Source organism: Mycobacterium sp. 1245801.1, from assembly GCF_001673055.1.
GTDB lineage: Bacteria > Actinomycetota > Actinomycetes > Mycobacteriales > Mycobacteriaceae > Mycobacterium > Mycobacterium europaeum_A.
The window spans coordinates 21,417-44,571 of record NZ_LZKY01000187.1; the positions used below are offsets into that span (position 1 = coordinate 21,417).

22 protein-coding genes are annotated in these 23,155 nt (G+C 67.7%); 7 read left to right on the plus strand and 15 right to left on the minus strand.

Going from position 1 to position 23,155, the window contains the following annotated elements:
- Positions 1-221 precede the first annotated feature (221 nt).
- Positions 222-344, plus strand: coding sequence for a hypothetical protein (locus A5622_RS30485; protein ID WP_156655929.1), 123 nt, complete (start codon positions 222-224; stop codon positions 342-344).
- A gap of 140 nt (positions 345-484) precedes the next feature.
- Here the strand turns inward: A5622_RS30485 and A5622_RS11730 are convergent, their stop codons facing one another.
- Complete coding sequence (locus A5622_RS11730; RefSeq protein WP_066868713.1) at positions 485-1,249, minus strand: 3-hydroxyacyl-CoA dehydrogenase; 765 nt, start codon at positions 1,247-1,249, stop codon at positions 485-487.
- Between the two features lie 49 nt (positions 1,250-1,298).
- Positions 1,299-2,381, minus strand: a complete 1,083-nt coding sequence (locus A5622_RS11735; RefSeq protein ID WP_066878639.1) for a CaiB/BaiF CoA-transferase family protein — start codon at positions 2,379-2,381, stop codon at positions 1,299-1,301.
- Positions 2,382-2,494: 113 nt separating this feature from the next.
- Between A5622_RS11735 and A5622_RS11740 the strand changes: the two genes are divergently transcribed.
- Positions 2,495-3,307, plus strand: coding sequence for an enoyl-CoA hydratase (locus tag A5622_RS11740; protein ID WP_066878641.1), 813 nt, complete (start codon positions 2,495-2,497; stop codon positions 3,305-3,307).
- Between the two features lie 88 nt (positions 3,308-3,395).
- A complete protein-coding gene (locus tag A5622_RS11745) occupies positions 3,396-4,778 on the plus strand; it encodes a DUF2867 domain-containing protein (protein WP_066878643.1) in 1,383 nt (460 codons plus the stop codon).
- Here A5622_RS11745 and A5622_RS11750 read toward each other — a convergent pair.
- Positions 4,741-5,463 (minus strand): CPBP family intramembrane glutamic endopeptidase, encoded by a 723-nt coding sequence (locus A5622_RS11750; RefSeq protein WP_066868721.1) that lies wholly within the window; start codon positions 5,461-5,463, stop codon positions 4,741-4,743. The genes A5622_RS11745 and A5622_RS11750 overlap by 38 nt on opposite strands.
- Complete coding sequence (locus A5622_RS11755) at positions 5,460-6,608, minus strand: NAD(P)H-binding protein (RefSeq protein WP_066878645.1); 1,149 nt, start codon at positions 6,606-6,608, stop codon at positions 5,460-5,462. The genes A5622_RS11750 and A5622_RS11755 overlap by 4 nt, the downstream gene beginning before the upstream one ends.
- Before the next feature lie 81 nt (positions 6,609-6,689).
- On the opposite strand from A5622_RS11755, the gene A5622_RS11760 reads away from it, so the two are divergent.
- The 3 genes from A5622_RS11760 to A5622_RS11770 all read left to right on the plus strand — a co-directional run bounded on the left by A5622_RS11760 (position 6,690) and on the right by A5622_RS11770 (position 9,407).
- Positions 6,690-7,793, plus strand: a complete 1,104-nt coding sequence (locus tag A5622_RS11760; RefSeq protein ID WP_066878646.1) for a type III polyketide synthase — start codon at positions 6,690-6,692, stop codon at positions 7,791-7,793.
- A 20-nt stretch (positions 7,794-7,813) separates the two neighbouring features.
- A complete protein-coding gene (locus tag A5622_RS11765) occupies positions 7,814-8,314 on the plus strand; it encodes an isoprenylcysteine carboxyl methyltransferase family protein (protein WP_066866076.1) in 501 nt (166 codons plus the stop codon).
- Positions 8,315-8,393: 79 nt separating this feature from the next.
- Entirely contained in the window at positions 8,394-9,407 is a 1,014-nt protein-coding gene (locus tag A5622_RS11770; protein WP_066878648.1) for an NAD(P)/FAD-dependent oxidoreductase, read from the plus strand.
- Positions 9,408-9,426: 19 nt separating this feature from the next.
- Here A5622_RS11770 and A5622_RS11775 read toward each other — a convergent pair whose 3' ends face one another.
- Both A5622_RS11775 and A5622_RS11780 read right to left on the minus strand, forming a co-directional pair.
- Positions 9,427-10,218 carry a crotonase/enoyl-CoA hydratase family protein gene (locus A5622_RS11775; RefSeq protein WP_066878650.1) on the minus strand — a complete coding sequence of 264 codons (792 nt, stop codon included), beginning with the start codon at positions 10,216-10,218 and terminating at the stop codon, positions 9,427-9,429.
- Positions 10,215-11,363: a thiolase family protein gene (locus A5622_RS11780; protein ID WP_066866172.1), complete on the minus strand. Its 1,149-nt coding sequence runs from the start codon at positions 11,361-11,363 to the stop codon at positions 10,215-10,217. The genes A5622_RS11775 and A5622_RS11780 overlap by 4 nt, the downstream gene beginning before the upstream one ends.
- Before the next feature lie 177 nt (positions 11,364-11,540).
- On the opposite strand from A5622_RS11780, the gene A5622_RS11785 reads away from it, so the two are divergent.
- Positions 11,541-12,977 carry a wax ester/triacylglycerol synthase family O-acyltransferase gene (locus A5622_RS11785; protein WP_066878652.1) on the plus strand — a complete coding sequence of 479 codons (1,437 nt, stop codon included), beginning with the start codon at positions 11,541-11,543 and terminating at the stop codon, positions 12,975-12,977.
- On the opposite strand, the gene A5622_RS11790 is transcribed toward A5622_RS11785, so the two are convergent.
- The 9 genes from A5622_RS11790 to A5622_RS11830 form a co-directional block, all read right to left on the minus strand.
- Positions 12,974-13,765, minus strand: coding sequence for a lysophospholipid acyltransferase family protein (locus A5622_RS11790; RefSeq protein ID WP_082984834.1), 792 nt, complete (start codon positions 13,763-13,765; stop codon positions 12,974-12,976). The genes A5622_RS11785 and A5622_RS11790 overlap by 4 nt on opposite strands.
- A complete protein-coding gene (locus tag A5622_RS11795; protein ID WP_066878654.1) occupies positions 13,762-15,030 on the minus strand; it encodes a cytochrome P450 in 1,269 nt (422 codons plus the stop codon). The genes A5622_RS11790 and A5622_RS11795 overlap by 4 nt, the downstream gene beginning before the upstream one ends.
- A gap of 199 nt (positions 15,031-15,229) precedes the next feature.
- The gene (locus A5622_RS11800) at positions 15,230-16,714 is read right to left on the minus strand and encodes an aldehyde dehydrogenase family protein (RefSeq protein ID WP_066866165.1); all 1,485 of its coding nucleotides are present in this window, start codon (positions 16,712-16,714) and stop codon (positions 15,230-15,232) included.
- 90 nt (positions 16,715-16,804) lie between these two features.
- The gene (locus tag A5622_RS11805) at positions 16,805-18,019 is read right to left on the minus strand and encodes a cytochrome P450 (protein ID WP_066878656.1); all 1,215 of its coding nucleotides are present in this window, start codon (positions 18,017-18,019) and stop codon (positions 16,805-16,807) included.
- A 10-nt stretch (positions 18,020-18,029) separates the two neighbouring features.
- Positions 18,030-19,046 (minus strand): SDR family NAD(P)-dependent oxidoreductase, encoded by a 1,017-nt coding sequence (locus A5622_RS11810; protein WP_066878658.1) that lies wholly within the window; start codon positions 19,044-19,046, stop codon positions 18,030-18,032.
- Entirely contained in the window at positions 19,039-20,190 is a 1,152-nt protein-coding gene (locus tag A5622_RS11815) for a spirocyclase AveC family protein (RefSeq protein ID WP_066878661.1), read from the minus strand. The genes A5622_RS11810 and A5622_RS11815 overlap by 8 nt, the downstream gene beginning before the upstream one ends.
- The gene (locus tag A5622_RS11820; protein WP_066878663.1) at positions 20,190-21,308 is read right to left on the minus strand and encodes an ABC transporter substrate-binding protein; all 1,119 of its coding nucleotides are present in this window, start codon (positions 21,306-21,308) and stop codon (positions 20,190-20,192) included. The genes A5622_RS11815 and A5622_RS11820 overlap by 1 nt, the downstream gene beginning before the upstream one ends.
- An 81-nt stretch (positions 21,309-21,389) precedes the next feature.
- Complete coding sequence (locus A5622_RS11825) at positions 21,390-22,247, minus strand: CbbQ/NirQ/NorQ/GpvN family protein (RefSeq protein ID WP_066866156.1); 858 nt, start codon at positions 22,245-22,247, stop codon at positions 21,390-21,392.
- 55 nt (positions 22,248-22,302) lie between these two features.
- On the minus strand, positions 22,303-23,155 hold an 853-nt coding region (locus tag A5622_RS11830; RefSeq protein ID WP_369829235.1), incomplete at its 5' end, for a VWA domain-containing protein.

Genomic DNA, 23,155 nt, shown 5'->3' on the forward strand with positions numbered 1-23,155 from the left:
GTGTTCTGCCCTAAACACGGAAGCGACCGGCTGAACCGTTCAATGCCGCGCTTTAAACCGCGCCGACAGTAAGAGTCCGGCCAGAAAAATGTGCCGTAACTAAGCAGCTCACGGGCCAAATCGTGGCGCAGCCGCCGGTCAACCTACCCGCCGGTAAATTGCCAAGATTTTCCGAATCGTGACTCAAAGATTCCTTAATGGTGGCCCATACGCTCAGTGTCATGTGGATCGACGACACAAGTGCCGACGTCATCAAAGTTGACTTCGATGCCCTCTACCACGGCGACGTCCTGGTGGAAGGCGAGACCTCGGAGCAGTTCGACGAACTGCAAGCCGCGAGCTGAGGCCGACCATGAGCATGCTCGCCCGCCTATTGATGGCCGAACCCAACGTCAGTCGATGGTTCCGTAAGTAATCATTGCGCCTGGTAATGAAAGCCCCCCGCCGATGCGGGGGGCTTTCGTCTTGCTGAACGGGTTGCGGCTCAGCGGGGCGCCATGCGAATGGCGCCGTCCAGGCGGATGACTTCGCCGTTGAGCATCGGGTTCTCCACGATGTGGACGGCCAGCGCGCCGTACTCGTCCGGGTCGCCCAGCCGGGCAGGGTGGGGCACCTGCTTGCCCAGCGACTTCTGCGCCTCCTCGGGCAGCGAGCCCAGCAGCGGAGTCTTGAACAGCCCCGGCGCGATCGTCACCACGCGGATGAGCTCGCGGGACAGGTCGCGCGCGATCGGCAGGGTCATCCCGACCACGCCGCCCTTGGACGCCGAGTAGGCGGCCTGGCCGATCTGGCCTTCGAACGCGGCGACCGACGCGGTGTTGATGATGACGCCACGCTCCGGGCTTGCTTCGGGACCGACGGGCTCGGACTTGGCGATGCGCTCGGCGGCGAGGCGCAGCACGTTAAAGGTGCCGATCAGGTTGACCCCGACGACCTTCTTGAAGCCGTCCAGCGGGAACGGGCCGTCCTTGGACAGCGTCTTGATGGCGTTGCCGATGCCGGCGCAGTTGACGTTGATGCGCAGCGTGCCCATCGATTCGGCGGCGTCCAGCGCCTTGCCGACGGCGGCCTCGTCGGTGACGTCGGCCTCGACGAAGCGCGCGCGCTCCCCCAGCTCTCGGACCGCTTCTTCGCCGCGCAGGTCGATGACCACCACCTGGGCACCGCGGTCGAGCAGTCGCTTGGTGGTGGCCAGGCCCAGACCTGAGGCACCCCCGGTGACGACGGCGACGGCGTCTTTGATCTCCATTCGAGTCCTTCCCCGATTCCCTGGATTCCAGCCAACTGGTTGGTTGGGACTATACCCAGTCGTTGAGTACCGCTTCGGCGTCGGTCACCGGCGCCGCGGGTCGCGGTGTCTCCGGCGCGGTGCGGGAGAACCGCGGCGCCGGCAGCGGCTGCAGGCCGCCGTTCACCTCGTAGAAGGTGTTCCGCTCGGTGATGTGCGGCTCGGTCTGCACCTCGCCGAAGGCCAGCACCGGTGTCACGCACGCGTCGGAGTCGGCGAACACCTTGGCCCAGTGGTCGCGGTCCTGACTGGCGAACTTTTCGGTCAACGCGGCCCGCAGTTCGGGCCAGCGGCCGACGTCGTTCTGCCCGGGCAGGTCGGCGCCGTCCAGGCCGAGCCCGGTCAGCATGGCGGCGTAGAACTGCGGCTCGATGGCGCCGACCGCGACGTAGCGACCGTCGGCGCACTCGTAGGTGTCGTAATAGGGTGCGCCGCCGTCGAGCAGGTTGGTGCCGCGCGCGTCGGTCCACATGCCCGAGGCCCGCATCTGCCACATCATCTGGACCAGCACGCTGGAGCCGTCGACCATCGCGGCGTCGACGACCTGCCCCTTGCCCGAGGTCTGGCGTTCCCACAGCGCGGACAGGATGCCGAGCAGCAAGAACATCGAACCGCCGCCGAAGTCACCGACCAGGTTCAGCGGCGGGACCGGCCGTTCGTTGGCCCGGCCGATGGAGTGCAGGATGCCGTTCAGCGAGATGTAGTTGATGTCGTGACCCGCCTGCTGGCTGCGCGGGCCGGTCTGGCCCCAGCCGGTCATCCGCGCGTACACCAGCCGGTCGTTGACCTTCGCGCAGTCGTCGGGGCCCAGGCCGAGCCGCTCGGTGACGCCCGGGCGGTAGCCCTCGATCAGCACGTCGGCCTTAGCGATCAGCTTGAGGACGAGGTCGCGGCCTTCGTCGGATTTCAGGTCGGCGGTCACCACCCGCCGGTTGCGCATCATGGCGTCCTTCGCCACGCCCCCGGGACCCGACGAGGGACGGTCGATGCGCACCACGTCGGCGCCCACGTCCCCCAGGATCATCGCGGCGTGTGGGCCGGGGCCGATGCCGGCCAGCTCGACAACACGCAGTCCCTTCAACGGTCCAGCCACGATCCACCGACCTTTCGTCCGCTCTGACGCCGTTCGCTACCAAACAACCGGTCGTTCGACATCTTCGCAGCCGTGCCGGAGGGCCGCGCACCCCGGTCACTTATGGTGAGCCCATGCCTTCATCCGCGATTGCCACCCTCGCCCCCGTCGCAGGCCTTGACGTCACGCTGTCCGACGGCGTGTTGTCGGTGACCATCAACCGGCCCGACAGCCTGAACTCGCTGACCATTCCGGTGATCACCGGCATCGCGGACGCGTTGGAGCACGCGGCCGCCGACCCCGAGGTCAAGGTGGTGCGCATCGGTGGCGCCGGACGCGGCTTCAGCTCCGGTGCGGGCATCAGCGCCGAAGACGTCTCCGACGGCGGCGGCGTCCCGCCGGACGAGATCATCCTCGAGATCAACCGGCTGGTGCGCGCGATCACCGCGCTGCCGCACCCGGTGGTCGCCGTCGTTCAGGGACCCGCGGCGGGCGTCGGCGTCTCCATCGCCCTGGCCTGTGACGTCGTATTGGCTTCGGAGGGTGCGTTTTTCATGCTCGCCTTCACCAAGATCGGGTTGATGCCCGACGGCGGTGCGTCGGCGTTGGTGGCGGCCGCGATTGGCCGCATCCGGGCCATGCAGATGGCGCTGCTTCCGGAACGGTTGACGGCCGCCGAGGCGTTGTCGTGGGGGCTGGTCACCGCGGTCTATCCGGCCGGCGATTTCGACGCCGAGGTGGACAAGGTCATCGCCCGGCTGCTGGGTGGTCCGGCGGTGGCCTTCGCCAAGACCAAGCTGGCCATCAACGCGGCCACGCTGACCCAGTTGGACCCGGCCCTGCAGCGCGAGTTCGACGGGCAGTCGGTGCTGCTGAAATCCCCCGACTTCGTCGAGGGCGCAACGGCCTTCCAGCAGCGGCGCGCCGCCAACTTCACCGACCGCTAAGTTGTGGCGCTGATCGGCCGCAACGCTTAATCCCCCGGCGATGCGGTAATCCTCCCCGTCAGACTCGCTGACGAACGACGGAGGATCGATGCCCGAACAGGTGCGGTGCCTGGTGACCGGAGCGACCGGCTACATCGGCGGGCGCCTGGTGCCCCGGCTGCTGGACGAGGGGCATCGCGTCCGTGCGCTGGCGCGCAACCCCGACAAGCTGGCGCAGGTGCCGTGGCGACAACAGGCGGAGGTCGCGCGCGGGGACCTTGCTGACGTCGATTCACTGACCGCCGCGTTCGACGGCATCGACGTGGTGTACTACCTCGTCCATTCGATGGGCAGCTCCAAGGATTTCGCCGCCGAGGAAACCCGCGCCGCCGGCAACGTCGTGACGGCCGCGCGGCGCGCCGGGGTGCGGCGCGTGGTGTACCTGAGCGGGCTGCATCCCGAAAAGAGTGATCTCTCACCGCATCTCGCGTCGCGCAAGGCGGTCGGGGACGTGCTGATCGACTCTGGCATCGAGACCGTCGTGTTGCAGGCCGGGGTGGTCATCGGCTCAGGGTCGGCGTCGTTCGAGATGATCAGGCACCTCACCGACCGGTTACCGGTGATGACCACGCCGAAATGGGTGCACAACAAGATCCAGCCGATCGCGGTGCGCGACGTGCTGTACTACCTGGCCGCCGCGGCGACCGCCCCGGTCCCGACGTCGCGCACCTGGGATATCGGCGGCCCCGACGTGCTGGAATACGGCGACATGATGCGGGTCTACGCCGAGGTCGCGGGGCTGGGCAGGCGCTACCTGTTCGTGCTGCCGTTCCTGACCCCGACGATCGCCAGCCTCTGGGTGGGCACCGTGACCCCGATTCCGTCCGGGCTGGCGCGACCGCTGGTCGAATCGCTGGAATGCGATGCGGTGATGCGCAATTCGGACATCGACGGCGTCATCGCGCCGCCGCCGGGCGGGCTAACGGGTTACCGTCGCGCGGTCGAGCTGGCGCTGCACCGCGCCAGCCGTGGCCTGCCCGATGCGTCCTGGTCGTCGCTGCGGTCCGAGCCGGCCGACCCGCTGCCGACGGACCCGAACTGGGCAGGCGAGATCGTCTACACCGATGTTCGAACCGCCACGACCGCCGCCGACCCGGGCGCGCTCTGGTCGGCGGTGGAGGACGTCGTGAACTCGCGCGCCGCCGACTGGCAGGTCGAGGAGCGCACGGCGGGCACCCTGTTGCGGCTGCGCTCCACCAAGCGAGCTCCGGGACGCGAGTGGCTCGAGATTGCGATCACCGGCCAAGACGGCCGCGGCGCCCGTTATACCCAGCGATCTACTTTTTTGCCCAGGGGCCTGCCCGGGCGGGTGTACTGGCTGTGCGTTCGGCCCGCCCATTCCGCCGCGACGCGCGCTTTTGCCCGCGACGTCGTCGCGTCCGCGGGTAGCGAGGTCAGACACCGAACATCGGGGGCAGCACGAGAACCATGATCAGCCCCCACACCAAATGGGTGAGCATCGGGGCCAGGACGCCCCCGGTGGCCCGGCGCTCGAACGCGCACACCGTTCCCAAGATGATCGCGGCGAAGCCGAGCATCGGGTTGCCGCTGGCCAGCGTCGCGCACGTATAGAGGACGGTCGAGATCACCACGGGGTGATATCGGCCCAGTGCGGTGTAGAGCGCCCCGCGAAAGAAGACTTCCTCCGCGACGCCGTTGATCAGCGTGATCGCCACGATCACCGGATACCACCCGTGGTGGGCGTAGAGCAGTACCCGGGTGATCAACTCCGCCACGGGAGTGATCTGCCGAACGATCAGCCCGCCTACGATGAACGCCCCACCCACCAGCAGGCCGACCCCGGTGCCGGTGATGACCGGCCGCTGGTTTCGGCCCCGCCAGCAGATGCCGCCCAGATGCAGCGGGCCGGAGACCAACGCTCCCGCGGTCCACACCGCCGCCAGCACCAGCGTCAGCCAGTAAAAGCTTGCATCCCCCGGATGGCGCCGCAACGAGAACCCGAGCACGCCGGCCCCGATGACCACCGTGATGGCCACGATGACCCGCCGGCGCCGCACCACGCCGGGCGATTCATTATGTGGCACAGCAACATTGGTGATCGCACGCCGGACCTCGGTGAGGACGTCGGTGTGGTACGGGCTCGTCGACTGGCTCATGCGGGACGCACCTTCGGGGTCAGGGCAATCAGGAGGTCGAGGCCGGTGCGCACCGCTCCGGCCACCGGGCCGGGGACCCTGTTCACCAGCCCCAGGGTCGGGCGCACGACGGATGGGGTGACTCGACGGGCGAGTCGGCGGATGCGCAGCGCGTCGCCACCCGCCCAGGCGGGATCGGTATTGGCGAGGTGGTGCGGGTCGGCCAGCGCATTGACCGGACGCGGCCGGTGCTTGTACTGGCCGGCCAGGGCCAGGGCCATGGATTCGTCGATGCCCAGCAGGCCCCCGGGCGGGTCGGGAACCCGATCGCGCAGGCCGCTGGCGGAGGCCACCATCGGGTGGTCAAGCGATTCGACCAGATCCCCCGCCAGCCCGTGCGGCACCGGCAGCGCGACACCGGTGATCAGCGACGCCAAGGTGGTGTCGATCCTGCCGACCGGCAGTCCGGTGTGCCAGCGCCCGGAGACGCGCGCGTACGCCTTGAGCAGGTCGCGGTAGGACGTGGTCTCGGGGCCGGCGATGTCGTATGCCCCGGCGGGCACCAGGTCCCGGTCGGCCGCGGCGACGAGGTAGTGCAGCACGTCGCGGATGGAGATGGGGTCGATCGGGTTGTCCATCCAGCTCGGGATGGGGATCAGCGGGAACCGGTCGCCGACGTAGCGCATCATCTCGAACGACGTCGAGCCGGCGCCGATGATGATCGCCGCGCCCAGCCACACCAGCTCGGGGCCGTCCGGGAGGGTGAGCGCCTCGGCCACCTCGGCCCGGCTGGTCAAGTGCTCGGACAGGTCTTCGTCGGCGGGCACGAAGCCGCCCAGGTAGACGATGCGCCGCACCCCGGCGTCGCGGGCCGCCGCCGCGAAATTCGCCGCCGCAGTCTTGTCCGCATCGCGAAAACCCGGCTGACCGATCGCGTGCACCAGGTAATACGCCACGTCGACGGGCCCGCAGCCGGCGAACGCCGACGCCAGCGACGCAGGGTCGGCGGCATCCAGTTTCACCGGCGTGACGTCGTCGAACCAGCCGAAGCGCTTGAGCCGCGCCGGGTTTCGAGTCGCGGCCGCCACCTGATGCTGATTGGCCAGCAGCGCGGTGACCAGGCGTGATCCCACATAACCGGTGGCACCGGTGACCAAAATCCGCATACACCTGACCCTATCCTGCACGAGCCGCGGCTAAACCGGGTTGAGATGAACCATTCAAGTTAGGGCACCGTAACTAAGTGCATGAATCAAAACCCCGGGGGGGCTCCAACGAGCCTTGGCTTACTCAATCGAACCACTGTCGCCGACCCGTTTGTCGCGGCGGTTTCCGTGCAGTTCCCGCATAACTATCACCCGCAAGACGCTCTCATCGACAGGCTGAGTGATGTTCTCGGCCAACAATTTCGACGCTTCGCTCTCTCAGCCGGCGTCGAATACCGCCACCTCGCGGTGTCGATGGATCGGATGGAGCAACTGAGCGGCTTCACCGAAGCCAACGAGGTTTATCTTGAGGTAGCGCTGGAACTGGGCGAGCGGGCGCTGCTCACTGCACTCGACGAAGCGAAGGTCAACCCGTCGGACGTCGACATCGTCTTCTCGACGACGGTTACTGGGCTGGCCGTGCCGTCGCTCGAGGCGCGGCTGGCGGGCCGGGTCGGGTTGCGCCAAGACGTCAAGCGCGTCCCGCTGTTCGGCTTGGGGTGCGCGGCGGGCGCGGCCGGGGTGGCCCGCATGCACGACTATCTGCGCGCGTTTCCCAGCCACGTGGCGGCGCTACTGGCGGTGGAATTGTGCACATTGACCATTCAGCGCAACGACAGCTCGGTCGCCAATCAGGTCGCCACCAGCCTGTTTGGCGACGGGGGCGCCGCCGTCATCGCCAAGGGGGCCGATCGCGCCGACGCCGAGACAACGGGCCCTCGGGTGTTGGCCACGCGCAGCCGGCTGTACCCGGACACCGAAGACGTCATGGGCTGGAAAATAGGCACCGAGGGCTTTCAGATCGTCTTGTCGGCGGACGTGGTCAACATTGCCGAGAAATATCTCGGGGACGACGTCCGCAAGTTCCTCGCCGACCACGGACTTACGCCGCAGGACATCTCGGCTTGGGTGTGCCATCCTGGCGGGCCCGCGGTGATCGAGGCGGTCGAAGACGGGCTCGGCCTGCCCGCGACCGCCCTTGACCACACACGAAACTCGTTGCGCGAGAACGGCAATCTGTCGTCGGTCTCGGTGCTCGACGTGCTCGCGGCCAACCTCGCCGATCCGCCCCCGCCCGGCTCGATGGGGTTGATGATCGCGATGGGCCCGGCGTTCTGCTCCGAGCTGGTGCTGCTGGCCTGGTAGAGCTGGTAAAGACTGTAGCCATGTATTACCTGCTGGTGCTGGCGGTCGGGCTGGAGCGCGTGGCGGAGCTGGTGGTGTCCACCCGCAATGCGCGATGGTCGTTTACGCAGGGCGCCAAGGAGTTTGGCCGGTCCCACTATCCGGTGATGGTGACCATTCACACCGCGTTGCTGGTCGGCTGCCTCGTCGAGCCGTGGGCGCTGCACCGGCCCTTCATCGCGTGGCTGGGCTGGCCGATGCTGGCGGTGGTGGTGGCCAGCCAGGCGCTGCGCTGGTGGTGCATCACGACGCTGGGCCGGCGATGGAACACCCGCGTGATCGTGCTGCCGCAGGCGCCGCTGGTGCGTCAGGGTCCCTACCGCTGGCTGCACCACCCGAACTATGTTGCAGTGGTGGCCGAAGGCTTGGCACTGCCGCTGGTGCACACGGCGTGGCTGACCGCGGCGCTGTTCACGCTGGCCAACGCCGCGTTGCTCAGGGTGCGTCTACAGGTGGAGAACTCGGCGTTGGGCTACACGTGAGCGACCGCGCTGGCGACGATGCAGAGCGAAAGAGCGATGCGGGGGCACCTCCCGCTTGCGGGGGAGAGGAGCGGCGCTCATGTCCTACGACGCGGACCTGTTGATCGTCGGCGGCGGCCCGGGCGGGCTGGCGACGGCGTTACACGCTCGCCGCCAAGGACTTTCGGTGATCGTGGCCGAACCGCGCGACGGGCCCATCGACAAGGCGTGTGGCGAGGGGTTGATGCCGGGCGGCTTGGCCGAATTGACCTCGCTGGGCGTGGATCCCGTCGGCATGCCCTTTCACGGGATCGCGTACGTGAGTGAGCGGCGGCGAGCGCAGGCGCAATTTCGTGGCGGGCCGGGGCGCGGCGTGCGCCGCACGACGTTGCACGCGGCGCTGGCCGCGCGCGCCAAGGAGCAGGACACCGACTGGATCCGCGCGCGGGTGACGAAGGTGGCGCAGGACGCCCACGGTGTCTCGGCCGCCGGCGTGCGCGCGAAATGGTTGGTGGCCGCCGACGGGCTGCATTCGCAGGTGCGGCGCGCCGTCGGAATCTCCGCGACGGCGGGGACGCCGCGGCGCTACGGCGTGCGTTGGCACTACCGGGTACCGGCCTGGTCGGAATTCGTCGAGGTGCACTGGTCGCGCTGGGGCGAGGCGTACGTGACACCGGTCGAGCCCGACCTGGTCGGGGTGGCCATCCTGTCGCGCGGCCGGCCCGACCCGGCGTGGTTCCCGCGGCTGGCCCGCCAGCTGCACGGCGCCGAGCCCGGGCAGCCCCGCGGCTGCGGACCCTTGCGGCAGGTGGTCTCGCGCCGGGTGGCGGGGCGCGTGCTGCTGGTCGGGGACGCGGCCGGCTACGAGGACGCGCTCACCGGCGAGGGCATCAGCCTGGCGTTCAAGCAGTCCGCCGCGGCGGTCGACGCCATCGTGAACGAGAGGCCGGCCGCGTACGAGACGGCGTGGCACCGGATCACCCGCGATTACCGGCTGCTCACCCGCGCGCTGGTGCTGGCCAGCACGCCGCGGGCGGTGCGCCGCGCGGTCGTCCCGACCTGCGCGCTGCTCCCCGCGGTGTTCGGCCGCGGGGTCAACATCCTCGCGCATTAGCGCTGATACCGCGCCGGCACTAGCGCGCCTTCCAGACCGGCTCCCGCTTCTCGGCGAACGCCAGCGGCCCCTCTTTGGCGTCCTCGGACCTGAGCAGCGCCTTCATCTCGCGAATGGTGCGCTCCCAGCCCGGTTCGTCACCGACGACGACACCGTCGTCGACTCCGTAGGCCACCCGCTTGCTGGCCTGCACAGACAGCGGCGCGTTGACGGTGACGCGCTCGGCCAGGGCGAGCGCGGCGTCCAGCACGGAGCCCGGCGCGACGACCTCGTTGATCAGGCCCCATTCGCAGGCGGCGGCCGCGGACAGCGGTTCGCCGGTCAGCAGCAGCCGCATCGCCACCTTGCGGGGCAACTGCTCGACGATGCGGAACACGCCGCCCGCGGCGGCGATCAGCCCGCGCTTGACCTCGGGCAAACCGAACTGCGCGCGTTCGTCGGCCACCACCAGATCGCTGGCCAGCGCCAACTCGGTGCCACCGCCCAGGGCGGTACCGTTCACCGCCGCGATCGTGGGCTTGTCGATGAAGTGGTGCACGTATCCGGCGAAGCCCCATTCGGGATGGTCCGGGTGATACAGGTTCTCCCGGCGCGCGATCGCCTTGAGGTCGGCCCCGGCGCAGAACGATTTGTCGCCGGCGCCGGTGACCACCACCGCCCGCACCTCGGGGTCGTGCTGCGCCTCTTCGAGCGCATCCCCGAGGCCGATGCTGACGGCGGCGTTCACCGCGTTGCGGGCTTCCGGCCGGTTGATGGTTATCACCATCACGTTGCCCCGACGCTCGGCCAGGGCCCCCGGCGGCTGGGTCACAACAGTTCCACGATGGTGGCGTTGGCCTGGCCGCCACCTTCACACATGGTCTGCAGCCCGTACTGAATTCCCTTGTCCCGCATGTGATACAGCAGGGTGGTCATGATCCGGGCACCGGATCCGCCGAGCGGGTGACCCAGCGCGATTGCGCCACCGTTGGGGTTGAGCTTGCTCTCGTCGGCGCCGATGTCCTTGAGCCAGGCCAGCGGGACCGGCGCGAACGCCTCGTTGACCTCGTAGGCGCCGATCTCGCCGATGGACAGCCCGGACCGCTTGAGCACCTTCTGGGTGGCCGGGATGGGCGCGGTCAGCATGATCACCGGGTCGGCTCCGGCCAGCGTCGCGGTGTGCACCTTGGCGATCGGCTTGAGCCCCAGTTCCTTGGCCTTCTCGGCGGACATGAACAGGATCGCCGCCGAGCCGTCGGAGATCTGCGAGGAGTTGCCGGCGTGGATCACGCCGTCCTCCTTGAAGGCCGGCTTCAGCGAGGCCATCTTCTCCATCGGGGTGCCGCGGCGGATGCCTTCGTCCTTGAGCACCACGTTGCCGTCCTGATCCTTGATGCCCACGATCTGGTCATCGAAAGCACCGGAATCCTGTGCGGCGGCAGCCTTTTCGTGCGAGTCGAGGCTGAACTGGTCCAGCGTGGTGCGGTCGAACCCCCACTGCTCGGCGATCATCTCCGCGCCGATGCCCTGGTTGGGGATCTGGCCTTGGTAGCGGTCCAGGAAGGCCTGGGGATACGGGCGCCCGCCGTTGGCCAGCGAGGCGCCCATCGGGGTCCGCGACATCGACTCGACACCACCGGCGACGACGACGTCGTAGTGTCCGGCGACGACGCCGGCGGCCGCGAAGTGGATGGACTGCTGGCTCGAACCGCACTGGCGGTCCACGGTCACGCCCGGGACGGTCTCGGGCCAGCCGGCGGTCAGCAGGGCGGTGCGGCCGATGTCGAGGGCCTGCTCGCCGGCCTGCATGACGCAGCCCCAGATGACGTCGTCGACCAGGGCCGGGTCGACGCCCGCCTTGTCGACCAGGCCGTTGAGCACCTGCGCGGAAAGATCCGCCGGGTGCACCCCGGACAATCCGCCGTTGCGCTTGCCGATCGGTGAACGCACTGCCTCGACGATGACGGCTTCAGCCATGGTCTTGTCTCCTTTGACACGTGGACTTCGAAAAGAATGGAGTCTTGCGTCGATTGTCAACCAAGGGGTTGGGCGGGTGGAGCCCGGGGGTGGTTCTGGCGCGAAGCCGGGCTCGGCGCGTGCCGTCGAACCAGAATTTTGTTCTCACGGCCGCGGGTGCAGGGCAATAATGGTCGGGTGAAGCGGCTCAACGGCATGGACGCGATGCTGCTGTACAGCGAGACGCCGAACCTACATACCCACACCTTGAAGGTGGCGATCGTCGACGCCGCAGCCTACGACGGCGAGGTCAGCTTCGACGTTTTCCGGCGCACGCTGCACCGGCGACTGCATCGGCTGGATCCGTTGCGCTACAAGCTGATCGACATCCCGTGGCGATTGCATCACCCGATGTGGTTGCAGAATTGCGAGGTCGACCTCGACTATCATGTGCGGCGCGTTCGGGTGCCCGCCCCGGGTGGCCGTCGGGAGCTCGACGGGGTGATCGGGCAGATTGCCGGGGTGCCACTGGACCGCGACCGTCCGTTGTGGGAGTTCCACTTCGCCGAAGGCTTGGCGGACAACAAGTTCGCGATCATCGGCAAGATGCACCACGCGCTGGCCGACGGCGTCGCCTCAGCCAATCTGCTGACCAGGCTCATGGATTTGACCGGCCCGGTGCAGGACGACCGGGACAACGACACCACGTGCATTCCGCCCTCGACGGCGCGGCTGCTAGGTGCGGCCGCCGCGGATCATGCCCGGCAGGCCGCCGCGTTACCCGGGGTGATAGCCGAGGCGCTCGGCGGGGCGCGGCGGCTACGGCGGCGCGCCCGGCAGCGCGGCAGCCAACCGGACCTCGCCCGGATGCTGCACGCGCCGCCGACTTTCCTCAACCATATCGTCTCTCCGGCACGGACTTTCGCTACCGCGACGCTGTCTTTACCTCAAGTCAAACAGACCGGTAAGCAGCTGCAGATCACCATCAACGACATGGTGATGGCGATCGCGGCGGGCGCACTGCGCGAACTGCTCTTGCGCTACGACGGCAGCGCAAACCAGCCCCTGGTCGCCTCCGTCCCGGCCACTACGGACAGGTCGCCGCAGCGGATCAGCGGCAACGAGCTCGGGGGCATGGCGGTGTCGCTACCCACCCACATCGGCGATCCGCTGCGGCGCGTGCGCCTGACGTCCGTGGCAACGACGATCGCCAAGGAGAACAACGAGCTGTTCGGCCCGGAACTCTATGGCAAGTTGATCAGCTACCTGCCCGGCGCTGCCGCTCCCCTGGCGTTCCGATGGCTGGCCCGGCGGTACACCCGAAACAGGTTGTTCAACATTCCGATCTCCAACGTGATGGGGCCGCGTGAGCGGGGCCGTTTCGCCGGCGCCCCGGTCAGCGAAATCTATTCCGCGGGACCGTTGATCACCGCCTGCGGGATCAACATCACCGTGTGGAGCTACGTCGATCAGCTGAACATATCGGTGATCGCCGACGACCGCACCCTCGGCGACCCCCATGAACTCACCGACGCCATGGTCGGCGCATTCCGCGAAATCCGCACTGCCGCAGGGTTGTCCGATGACGTGGCGACCGTGCCGGGCGCGATGCCGCAAGCCACGGCGAGGCCTTAGCCCAGGACGGGAAAGCGTCGCTGGTGAGCCAGGCCGTCCAGGGCGGCCTGCATGACCGAACGGACATGCGCGTCGACGTCGGCGACGCCGGGCTGATCGCCGAACCGGGTGGCGACGTCGATCGGTTCGAGGACTTCGCTGACGATCTTGGTCGGCAACGGCAGGTTGGGCGGCACGAGCATGCTGAGTCCGAACGGAAACCCCACGGTGATGGGCAGAATGTCCGAGCGCCAGCGCGACAGGCCCAGCCGCTTGGCCAGCCACGTGCCGCGGGTGAGGAACAGCTGGCTTTCCTGGCCGCCGATGGAGACCACCGGCACGATCGGCACCCGCGCATCGATCGCCGCCCGGACGTACCCGGTGCGGCCGTTGAAGTCGATGACGTTCTCGGCCAGCGTCGGTCGATAGGCGTCGTAGGTGCCGCCCGGAAACACCAGCACCACACCGCCAGACCGCAGCGCCCGCGCGGTGTTCGCGGAGGTGGCGCGAATGACGCCCAGCCGGGTCAGCCATCGCGACATCGGCCCGACGAACATCCCGTCATGGCCGAGCGTGTACAGCGGGCGTCGGTAGCCGAATCTTCGGTAGAACGCCGCCGCGAAGATCAGCACGTCGGGCGTGAGCATGCCGCCCGAGTGGTTGCCGACGATCAGGGCACCGCCACGAGGCGGCACCGATTCCAGCCCACGCACCTCGAAGCGAAACCAGCGCCGCGCCAGGGGTTCTGCCGCGGTGACGAAGCGCTCGGTGAAGCCGGGATCCCACTCGCCGATTTGGTGGGAAGTCACGACATCGGGGTGAATTCGAGGTGCAGCTCGGACAGGCCCCGCATCTGCCAGGTCGGGTCGTAGGTGTAGCGACGGGCGTCCGGCGGCCCGTGCTCGGCCTCGGCGATCGCGATGTCCCCCATCCGGTCGAGTATGCGGTTCAACGAGATTCGCCCTTCCGCGCGGGCCAGCGGTGCGCCCGGGCACGAGTGATTGCCGCGACCGAAGGCCACATGCTCTCGCACGTTGGGCCGGTCGATGCGGAACTCGTCGGGCTGCTCGAACTTTCGCGCATCCCGATTGCTCGCACCGGGCAGCAACATGACGGTGCTTCCCGCCGGGACCTCGGTGTCACCGATCGACGTCGTCGTGCGCGCCATCCGGAAGTGACATTTGACCGGGCTTTCCATCCGCAGCGTCTCTTCGACGAAATTCGGTATGCGGCCGCGATCTTCGCGGAGCAGCTTTTGTAACTCCTGGTTCTCCGCGAGCGTGCGGACACCGAAGCTCAGCAGCTTGGTCGTGGTTTCCTGACCGGCCGCGAACAGGAACGTCGCCAGCCGGACGACGTCGATGACATCGGGAGTCGAACCGTCGGGATACTTCGCGTGGGCCAGCTCGGTCAACACGTCTTCGCGTGGCGCTCGGCGGCGGTCGGTGATGTGCGTGGTGAATTTCTCGTCGAGGTATTCCAGCGGATTGTGCGCCCGCGTCACCGAATCGTCCTGGACGCCACCGGAGAACTTGCCCGAGAACACATCCCGAAACTCTTCGTGATCCTCGATGGGAACTCCCAGCAGGTCGGCGATGACCAGGCCGGAGAACGGCCGCGCGTACTGGTCGAGGAATTCGCAGCGGCCTCGGGATACGAACTCGTCGAGCTGCTCATCGGCGAGCCGCCACATGAAGTCTTCGTTCTCCTTGAGCCGCTTGGGGGTCAGGAGGCGGCTGAGCAGGCCTCGCGTCCTGGCGTGCTCCGGCGGGTCCTGCGTCACGATGTGTTCGCTCATCGGGATCTGCGACCGGTGCTGTTCGATCAGGCTGCCGATGTCGTCGCCCTCGGGCTCGAACGGCAGCCCCGAAAACGGGCCGGCGACCGAGACGCAGGACGAGAACGCCGGATCCTTATAGACCGCGAGCGCTTCGGAGTGACCCGTTACGGCCAGGACGCCCTGCTCAGGTCGTGCCAGCACCGGGCACCGCGCGCGCAGGTGGTCGAAGTACGGGTACGGGTCGGGAATCAGGGACAGGTCGGTGAAGAAATCCACCGAATCGAATTCGTTCAACAGGACTCCTAGGCATCCAGGTAACCGCGCACCGACGTCAACCCGGGCGACGCGACCTCTCCAGCCAATCTAAGGCTGAACAAATATTAGGTCAAGCCGAGGAGCCCGAAAATGAGGGCCAGAAACGGAGATTGCCGCCACGGTCGCGATCAAGCCGAAACTGCGACCCTGACGGCAATCTCGCCGAAGGGGAACCTTGCTACACGGCCGGGTAGGCGACCGACTTGATCTCGGTGTACTGGTCGAATCCGGCCACACCGTTCTGGCGGCCCACACCGCTTTCCTTATAGCCGCCGAACGGCGTGTCGGCACCGTACGGGGCGCCCCCGTTGACGCCCATGAAGCCGGCCTTGATGCGGCGGGTCACCGACAGCGCACGCTCGAGGGAGCCGGCAAACACGTTGCCGGCCAACCCGTACACGCTGTCGTTGGCGATCCGGATGGCGTCCTCTTCGTCGTCGAAAGGGATGACCGAGAGCACCGGGCCGAAGATCTCCTCCTGCGCGATGGTCATCTTGTTGTCGACGTTGGTGAAAAGCGTTGGCCGGATGAAGTATCCCTTGTCGAAGCCCGTTTCCGCACCGGGGCCGCCGACCAGCGCCGTGGCGCCCTCTTCGACGCCCTTCTGGATGTAGCCCGTCACGCGGTCGAACTGCCGTTGCGAGATCACCGGCCCACACAACGTTCCCGGGTCCTGCGGGTCGCCGCATGTGACGTTCTCGTAGATGTTCTTCAGGATCTCCACGCCCTCGTCGTAGCGGGACCGCGGCAGCAGCAGCCGGGTGGGGTTCGCGCAACCCTGACCGGCGTGCATGCAGGGCGCGATGCCGACCATGCAGGCCGTCGCGAAGTCCGCGTCCTCCAAGACGATGGTGGCCGACTTGCCGCCGAGTTCGAGGAACAGCCGCTTCATCGTGGCGGCGCCCTTCTCCATGATCCGCTTGCCCACCACCGTCGAGCCGGTGAACGAGATCAGGTCGACCTTCGGCGACAGCGTCAGCTCCTCACCCACGAAGTGGTCCGAGGCGGTGACGACGTTGACCACGCCGGCGGGGATGTCGGTCTTCTCGGCGATGAGCCGGCCCAGCCGGTTCGCGTTGAACGGCGTGTTCGGTGCGGGCTTGAGCACCACCGTGTTGCCGGTGCCCAGCGCCTGGCCCAGCTTGTTGAGGGTGACCTCGAAGGGGAAGTTCCACGGCACGATCGCGCCGACGACGCCCACCGGTTCCCGCCACACCTTGCGGGTGGTCAGCGTGCCGGTCAGGCTGATCACCTTGTCGCCCAGGTCGGTTTCCCAGGCGTACTCGTCAATCAGCCGGGCCGGGTACTTCAGCCCGTCTTCCAGCGGCGCGTCCAGCTGAGGCCCGAAGGTGATGGCCCGCGGCGAGCCGACCTCGAGGATCAGCTCCTCGCGCAGCTCGTCGATCTCGGATTCGATCGCCTCGTGCAGCTGCAGCAGGCAGCGCTTGCGCAGCTCCTTGTTGGTCGACCAGTCGGTCTCGTCGAAGGCGCGCCGGGCGGCGTCGATGGCCCGATGCATGTCCTCCTTCGAGGCATCGGAAACCTCGCCGAGGGACTCTTCGGTCGCCGGGTTGATGTTGGTGAAGGTACCGGCCTGGCCCTCGACGAGCTTGCCGTCGATCATCATTTTCGGCTCGAAGCGGACCTTTACAGCCTCAGTCATATCTGTCACTCTCTTCTGAATCATGGAGGGGCTACGGAGAGCCTTACCGCAAACTAGCCGATTGGCAAGTTGCAGCCGCTGCGGGGCCGGTTATTGGGGCTCGAACAGCACCGGAACCGACGTCGGAGACCGGAAGACCTGGCCGCGGATGTGCGGGTCGTCCCCCTCGGGGTCCAGCCGAAGATTCGGCAGCCGGTCGAGCAGCAGGTTGATGGCCGTGCGCATCTCGAGGCGGGCCAGGTGCATGCCGAGGCAGACGTGCACGCCGTGCCCCCAGGCCAGATTCGGCCTCTGCTGCCGGTGGATGTTGAACGTGTCTGGATCGGGGTAGCGGTCCTCCTGCCGGTTGGCGGCGCCCAGCATCGGCATCACGCTCGACCCGGCCGGGATCGCGACTCCGCCGAGTTCGGTGTCGCGGGTGGCGACCCTGGTGATCGTCAACAGCGGCGGTTCCCACCGCACGCCCTCCTCGATCGCCTGCGGCAGCAGCGACCGGTCCGCGCGAATGGCGTCGAGCTGCCTGGGATCGGACAGCAGCGCGAGCAGGAGGTTGCCCAGCGCGCGGTAGGTGGTCTCCACTCCGGCGGGCAGCAGCAGCCGCAGGAAGGAATAGATCTCCTCGTCCTCGAGCTTCTCGCCGTCGATCTCCGCCTGGGCCAGCGCGCTGATCAGATCGTCCTTGGGTTCGGCACGGCGGGCCGCAAGGATGGGCGCGAAGTAGTCGCACAGCGCCGCCGATGCGGCGAGTCCGCGTTCCGGGTTCAGGATCCAACTCAGCAGCGAGATGGACCAGCGCTGGAACTGCGGGTAGTCCTCCTCGGGCAGCCCCAGCAGACCGGCGATGATCTGACTCGGATAGTCGAAGGTGAATTCCTTGACCAGGTCGGCCTTGCCGTTGGCCGCGAACTTGTCGATGAGGCCATTGGCCACGCGGCCGACCAGCTCGTCCTCCCAGCGCGCCAAGGCCTTCTGCGAGAACGCCTTTGACACCAGCGACCGCAGCCGCCCGTGGATCGGCTCGTCCATGCCGAGCATGACCCGCTCCCCCAGGACCGGGCCGAACGCCGCGATGACGGCCGCCGAGGAGAACGTCTCGTTATCGCGCAGCATCTGCTGGGCTTCCTCGTGGCGGTAGACGATGAAGACCGGCTTGGATTCCTCGTGCGGCATCCCGGAGGTGTCCAGGCGCTGGATCGGTTCCTCACGGCGCAGCCGGGCCAGCTCGGTGTACGGGTCGCGCACGTCCCCCGAGACCGCGTCGTCGAAGGCGCCGAAGTCTTCCAGATCGTCGAAAAGTTGTTCCATGATTGCCCCTTCAATCCCCTTGCTGTGCCGCGTTCTTCGATGACGAGAACCGCCCGGCCACCGCGGCCAAGCGCTGCAGTGCCGGTTGCGGAAGAACACGGGCGACGAACACCATCGCTTTTTGGCTTGTGGTCAGGGGCCACGCGCCGTCGCGCATCGAACCCTGACGGGGTATGCCCAGCACGATCCGCGACATGTGGTGCATGCCCGCCGCCGGCAGAATCCTGTTGGCCACCAACAGCATCGAGGCATCCGGGCCGACGCCCCGCCGGCGGAACGCACCCCGATCCTCGATCGCCCTGAGCAGGCCGTCGGTGAACCGCTCGGGTGGGCGGGCCATCTTCATCGCGAAACGCCCGCGGCTGTTCATGGTGTTGTGCAGCCGGGCGTACGGGCCGCCGAAGTTGCGGTCATCGGTGGTGCCGGCGTCGGTGATGATCTCGGTGTCGTACGTGCCGGCCACCAGGACGGTGACGCCGAGGCCGAACGGCGCGATCTCGCACGCCATCGATTCCCCCCAGCGCTCCAGCGCCCCCTTGGCCGCCGAGTAGGGCGCGGTTGCGGGCTGGCCGCGCACTCCGGCGGCGCTGGAAACCAGGACGATTCGCCCCTGGCCCGCCGCCCGCATCGACGGCAACAACGCTTGGGTGAGCGTGACGGGGCCCAGGAGGCTGGTGGCCAGCATGCGCTGCCACAACGCCATATCGGTTTCCTCGACCATGCCGGCGGCCGAGATGCCCGCGTTGTGCACCAGCGCGTACGGTGCGCCCACGGCCTCTTCGATCGACTTGGCCGCCGCGGCGATCGACGCGTTGTCGGTCAGGTCGAGCTGGACGCCGATCAGCCGGTCGTCGTCGGGTGCGTCCAGGCCCTGATCCTCAATGGCCTTGCGCAGCAGCGGCATTGCCTGGTCGGGAGTGCGCATGGCCGCGACCACGCGCCATCCTTCCCGGTACATCCGCACCGCGGAGGCGAAGCCGAGTCCGCGGGATGCACCGGTGATGACGACGGCGCGCGGCTCAACCATGCCGGCTCGCCTTTTGATCCTGGACAGCGCAGGCGCCTTCGCCCGGCGGTGGAGGATCGACGTGGGGCCGGCCGTTGGGTTCGCCGCTCGCCCACGTCGACCAGATGCCGACCGAGTAAGGGCCCTGGGCACCCGCCTTCTCGTAGAAGCCTTGCGGGTCATAGACTTTGGCCTCGGGATACGGCCACGGGCAGGCCACCGACGTGGCGGCGTGACTGGCCTTGATGGCCCAGAACCAGCCACCGTAGGCGAAGTACGACACGTTGATGATGAGGAACATCACCAGGAACGTGCCGAGCACCGGTCGCGTGGGGAACAACTTCGCTTTTGCGGCAAGCTTTTCCGCGACGGACTTACCGGTGTCGTCGCGATAGCACAGGATCGCCGCGGGGACCATCACGAAGCACACCGAGAACGACTCCCAGACCAGCGGGAACTGGAAGGTGGTGCCGGTGAACACCGATCCCCACGGGATCACCTGCGAGTAGATGTACATGCCCCAGTGGATCAGGATGTTTTCCAGGAAGGCATCGAAGATGAAACCGATCACCAGCGTGATCAGCCCCAGGCTGATCAGGGGATGCCGTGACACGTAACCGGTGGGCCCGTACTTCGCCTGCAACCTGCGCAGCAGCCAGACGGCCGGGAAGTAGGGGCCGAAGTAGAACATCACGTAACCGAAGACCACGAACGGTTCGACCGTCGGCGACAACGACACCAGCGGCCAGGATTCCGGCCAGTGCACGAGATCTGGGTTGTAGACCGCGAACGGCGACCAGTTCATGATCGGGTCCTGCCACACGATCAGCGTGGTACACAAGAACATCAGCATCACCGGGCTACCGGGATTGCGGCGCCAGCCCCTGATGAAGACGATCAACAGCACGATCAGCGCCACCACCGTGGCCCAGTCCAGGAAGCCGATGTAGTCCAGCCCGAACGTGAACTTCACCGGGCGCGGCCGGCCCTGCACGCCTGGGTTCGCGACGCGAGGGTCAAGGGCCACACGGCAATTCGCGATGAAGAACAACGCGAAGGCGGCCAGCGCCGCGCCGGCGATCCAACCGCCCCAGCTGCGCTTGCGCCCGCCCGGCGCGACGGGTTTGTCGTCCGTGGTCAGCGGGATGGATTGTTCTGTGGACATCAGTCTTCCTCTCCGAAGCGATCCACCAGGTGCGAGTTGATGCCGTCGGCGTCGAGGGTCCGCGCCACCAGATAGCCCGCACCCATCCAGGCGCGGCGCGTCCACTTGCCGAACGACACCCGGGTGCCGGGCGCGCCGGAGGCGGCGGGCATCATCTTGACCCGTTCCAACGCCTCTTTGACGCCGCGGGGACTCAACGGATGGGCGTCGGTGAACGCGCGCACCAACGTCGCGGCGACGTCGCGGTTGACCACGGTCACACAGAACTCGGGGCGACTGCCGTTGTACTTCGCCGCGTACCTGTCGAGGAAGTCCTGGCCGATCCGGTTCGCCTCGTCGTACTGGTCCACACCCGTCCAGCCCATGAACGCGTTCCACATGATCGGGTTGACCCAGGCGTTCTGCCACGCCGTCGTGGTGAAGCGGGGCGGGTCCCACCCGAGCGACTCGAGCGCCGGGTTGATGAACACGATGCCGAAGCCGAAGCCCAGGTGCACGATCGCCTCGGCCTTGGCCTCGTGCAGCGTTTGCACCGCGGCGTTGATATCCTGGGCGGTCTGCGCGATGGGAACTTCGGCCACGATCCGAATGCCCTTGCGCCGGCAGGCACTTCGCAGGTTCTTCAGGTAGCTCTCCCCGATCAGGCTCTGCTCGACCAGCACGCCGATCTCGGCGAGTCCGCGCTTGGCGATGAGGTCGGCCAAAAAGATCGGCTCGTCGGTCATGGAACCCTGCGGGAAGGCGAAGGTCCACTCGCCCAGCCAGTCGTCGGTGCCGGTCACGCTGATCGCGGGGACCTTGAAGCGTTCCTCGATCGCTTCTCGCAACGGCACGCAGTTATCCGTGATATTCGGACCGAACACCACCAGACAGCCCTCGTCGACGAGTTCGCCATACGCATCGATCACCGCCTTGACCGAACCTTTGGGCAAACCCTCGACCTCGCGGTAGATCATCTGCACCGGCCGGTCCATCAGTCCCTCGGCGACGGCTTCTTCGAAGATGAGCTCGAAAGTCTGGGTGAAGGAGGCGAACAGATCCTCGGGAAAACCCGGCGGGAGCGTGAAGTCCATCAGGTAACCGACCTTGATGGGCTCTGCGCTGCTCTCGTAGGACATCCGACCTCCCAGGTGACAGAATCGCGCGCCGAATGGCAAACCTAATATTTGTTCAGACCCTAGCGGGGGCGGTATGCAGCGTCAATCATCGGACCCGCCGGACCCATCCGGCGCGAGGTAGATCTCGATCATCTCGCCCAGCGCCTTGCCCACCGCCACGTCGTCGGTCAGCGGGCCCGCGATCGCGGCCCGCGCCGCGTCGCGCATGCTCAACCCCTCGGCGACCAGCCTGCCCGCGGCGATCAGCACCCGCGTCGACGCCACCTCCCGCAGCCCGCCGGTTTCCAGCCGGCGGATGGCCTGCCCGAAGCGGACCAGCTCGGCCGCGGTGGATCGGTCCACGCCCGCCTCGTGCGCGACAATGCCCTCTTCGATATCGGCTGTGGGGAAATCGAATTCGATGGCCACCATCCGCTGTCGAGTCGAGTCCTTGAGATCCTTCAGCACGCTCTGATAGCCGGGGTTGTAGGACACCACCAGGCCGAATCCGGGCGCCGCGTCCAGCGTGATGCCGAGTCGCTCGATGGGCAGCTGTCGCCGGTGGTCGGCGAGCGGGTGCAGCACCACCGTGGTGTCCTGCCGGGCTTCCACCACCTCGTCGAGGTAGCAGATCGCCCCTTCGCGCACCGCCCGGGTCAGCGGGCCGTCCACCCACACCGTCTCGTCGCCGCGCAGCAGATAGCGGCCGACCAGGTCCGCGGTGGTGAGGTCGTCATGGCAGGCGACGGTGATCAGCGGGCGCCCGAGGTCGTGGGCCATCGCCTCGACGAATCGCGTCTTGCCGCAGCCCGTCGGGCCCTTGAGGACCAGCGCCAGGCCCTGCCGATAGGCCGCCTTGAAAACGGCCTCTTCGCTGCCGACCGCTTGGTAGTAAGGCCGCACGGGCTCCCCCTCGGGGGTCCCTCGGTTGAAGTAAGCAAGCCCGGACTCGTTGGCCATAGCTTCCCTTCTGCTACTTCCGGCGATTGGAGCCTAGCCGGAACAGATGTTTGTTTCAAGTGGCGCGGCCGCTGGCGACGGCGGTCCGGTGCGCCAATGGTGTTCTGGGACTTGGTATCACGGATATCCTGCGGCGCACCTCCGCCGAACGCAGCGCGGAGCGGAACAGGGGTCCGATCACACCGGCGAGCTGGTCGGGGTGTGCGATGGTCGCGTGTGCGGTGCTGCCGAAGACCCGGCGCAACGAGTGCACGTCGGTTCCCGCGCCGATCGTCAGGCACACGCAACCGGTTCCCCGGCGGCGGGCCTCGGTGAGCGCGCGGCGCGCGTCCGCGGCACCGTATGGCCGCTCATAGCCATGGTCGTAGGCCAGCCCGTCGGAAAGCACCACCAGCAGCCGCCGTGACGTGCCGCCGCGCGCCTCCAGGGTGGCCGCACCGTGGCGGATCGCGGCGCCCAGGCGCGAGTACGCGCCGGGTTCCAGGCTGTTCAGCCGCCTGATGACCTGGGCGTTCAGCTGGTCGTCGAACCGCTTGACCGGCACCATGCTCACCGCGCGCCGGCCCTGCGAGTAATAGGCGTACAACGCGACGCGGTCACCGAGATCGTGCAGCGCCACGGTCAGGTTCGCGACCGCCGCACGCTGTTGTTCGTGCACCGTGCGGCCGACCGTTCCGGGTTCGCCCGCCGAGCCCGACACATCGAGCAGCAGCAGCACCGACAGGTCGCGCCGGCGGCGCAGGGCGACGACATCGACATCGACGCGGCCGTGGAAGCCCGCGTGGAGGTGCGGGCCGGGTCGGTGCCCGACGAGGCCGTGTACCTGGACAGCCTGCGCCGCCGGCGCGACCTGTCGGTGCTGCTGCTGCTCGATGTGTCGGGCTCGGCGGGCGAACCCGGAACGGTCG

Excerpts from the sequence above, each read along its gene's own strand:
- A5622_RS30485 (WP_156655929.1), top strand. The coding sequence starts at position 222 with ATGTGGATCGACGACACAAGTGCCGACGTCATCAAAGTTGACTTCGAT.
- A5622_RS11730 (WP_066868713.1), bottom strand. The coding sequence starts at position 1,249 with ATGGAGATCAAAGACGCCGTCGCCGTCGTCACCGGGGGTGCCTCAGGT.
- A5622_RS11740 (WP_066878641.1), top strand. The coding sequence starts at position 2,495 with ATGCCTTCATCCGCGATTGCCACCCTCGCCCCCGTCGCAGGCCTTGAC.
- A5622_RS11745 (WP_066878643.1), top strand. The coding sequence starts at position 3,396 with ATGCCCGAACAGGTGCGGTGCCTGGTGACCGGAGCGACCGGCTACATC.
- A5622_RS11750 (WP_066868721.1), bottom strand. The coding sequence starts at position 5,463 with ATGAGCCAGTCGACGAGCCCGTACCACACCGACGTCCTCACCGAGGTC.
- A5622_RS11755 (WP_066878645.1), bottom strand. The coding sequence starts at position 6,608 with ATGCGGATTTTGGTCACCGGTGCCACCGGTTATGTGGGATCACGCCTG.
- A5622_RS11760 (WP_066878646.1), top strand. The coding sequence starts at position 6,690 with ATGAATCAAAACCCCGGGGGGGCTCCAACGAGCCTTGGCTTACTCAAT.
- A5622_RS11765 (WP_066866076.1), top strand. The coding sequence starts at position 7,814 with ATGTATTACCTGCTGGTGCTGGCGGTCGGGCTGGAGCGCGTGGCGGAG.
- A5622_RS11770 (WP_066878648.1), top strand. The coding sequence starts at position 8,394 with ATGTCCTACGACGCGGACCTGTTGATCGTCGGCGGCGGCCCGGGCGGG.
- A5622_RS11780 (WP_066866172.1), bottom strand. The coding sequence starts at position 11,363 with ATGGCTGAAGCCGTCATCGTCGAGGCAGTGCGTTCACCGATCGGCAAG.
- A5622_RS11800 (WP_066866165.1), bottom strand. The coding sequence starts at position 16,714 with ATGACTGAGGCTGTAAAGGTCCGCTTCGAGCCGAAAATGATGATCGAC.
- A5622_RS11805 (WP_066878656.1), bottom strand. The coding sequence starts at position 18,019 with ATGGAACAACTTTTCGACGATCTGGAAGACTTCGGCGCCTTCGACGAC.
- A5622_RS11810 (WP_066878658.1), bottom strand. The coding sequence starts at position 19,046 with ATGGTTGAGCCGCGCGCCGTCGTCATCACCGGTGCATCCCGCGGACTC.
- A5622_RS11815 (WP_066878661.1), bottom strand. The coding sequence starts at position 20,190 with ATGTCCACAGAACAATCCATCCCGCTGACCACGGACGACAAACCCGTC.
- A5622_RS11820 (WP_066878663.1), bottom strand. The coding sequence starts at position 21,308 with ATGTCCTACGAGAGCAGCGCAGAGCCCATCAAGGTCGGTTACCTGATG.
- A5622_RS11825 (WP_066866156.1), bottom strand. The coding sequence starts at position 22,247 with ATGGCCAACGAGTCCGGGCTTGCTTACTTCAACCGAGGGACCCCCGAG.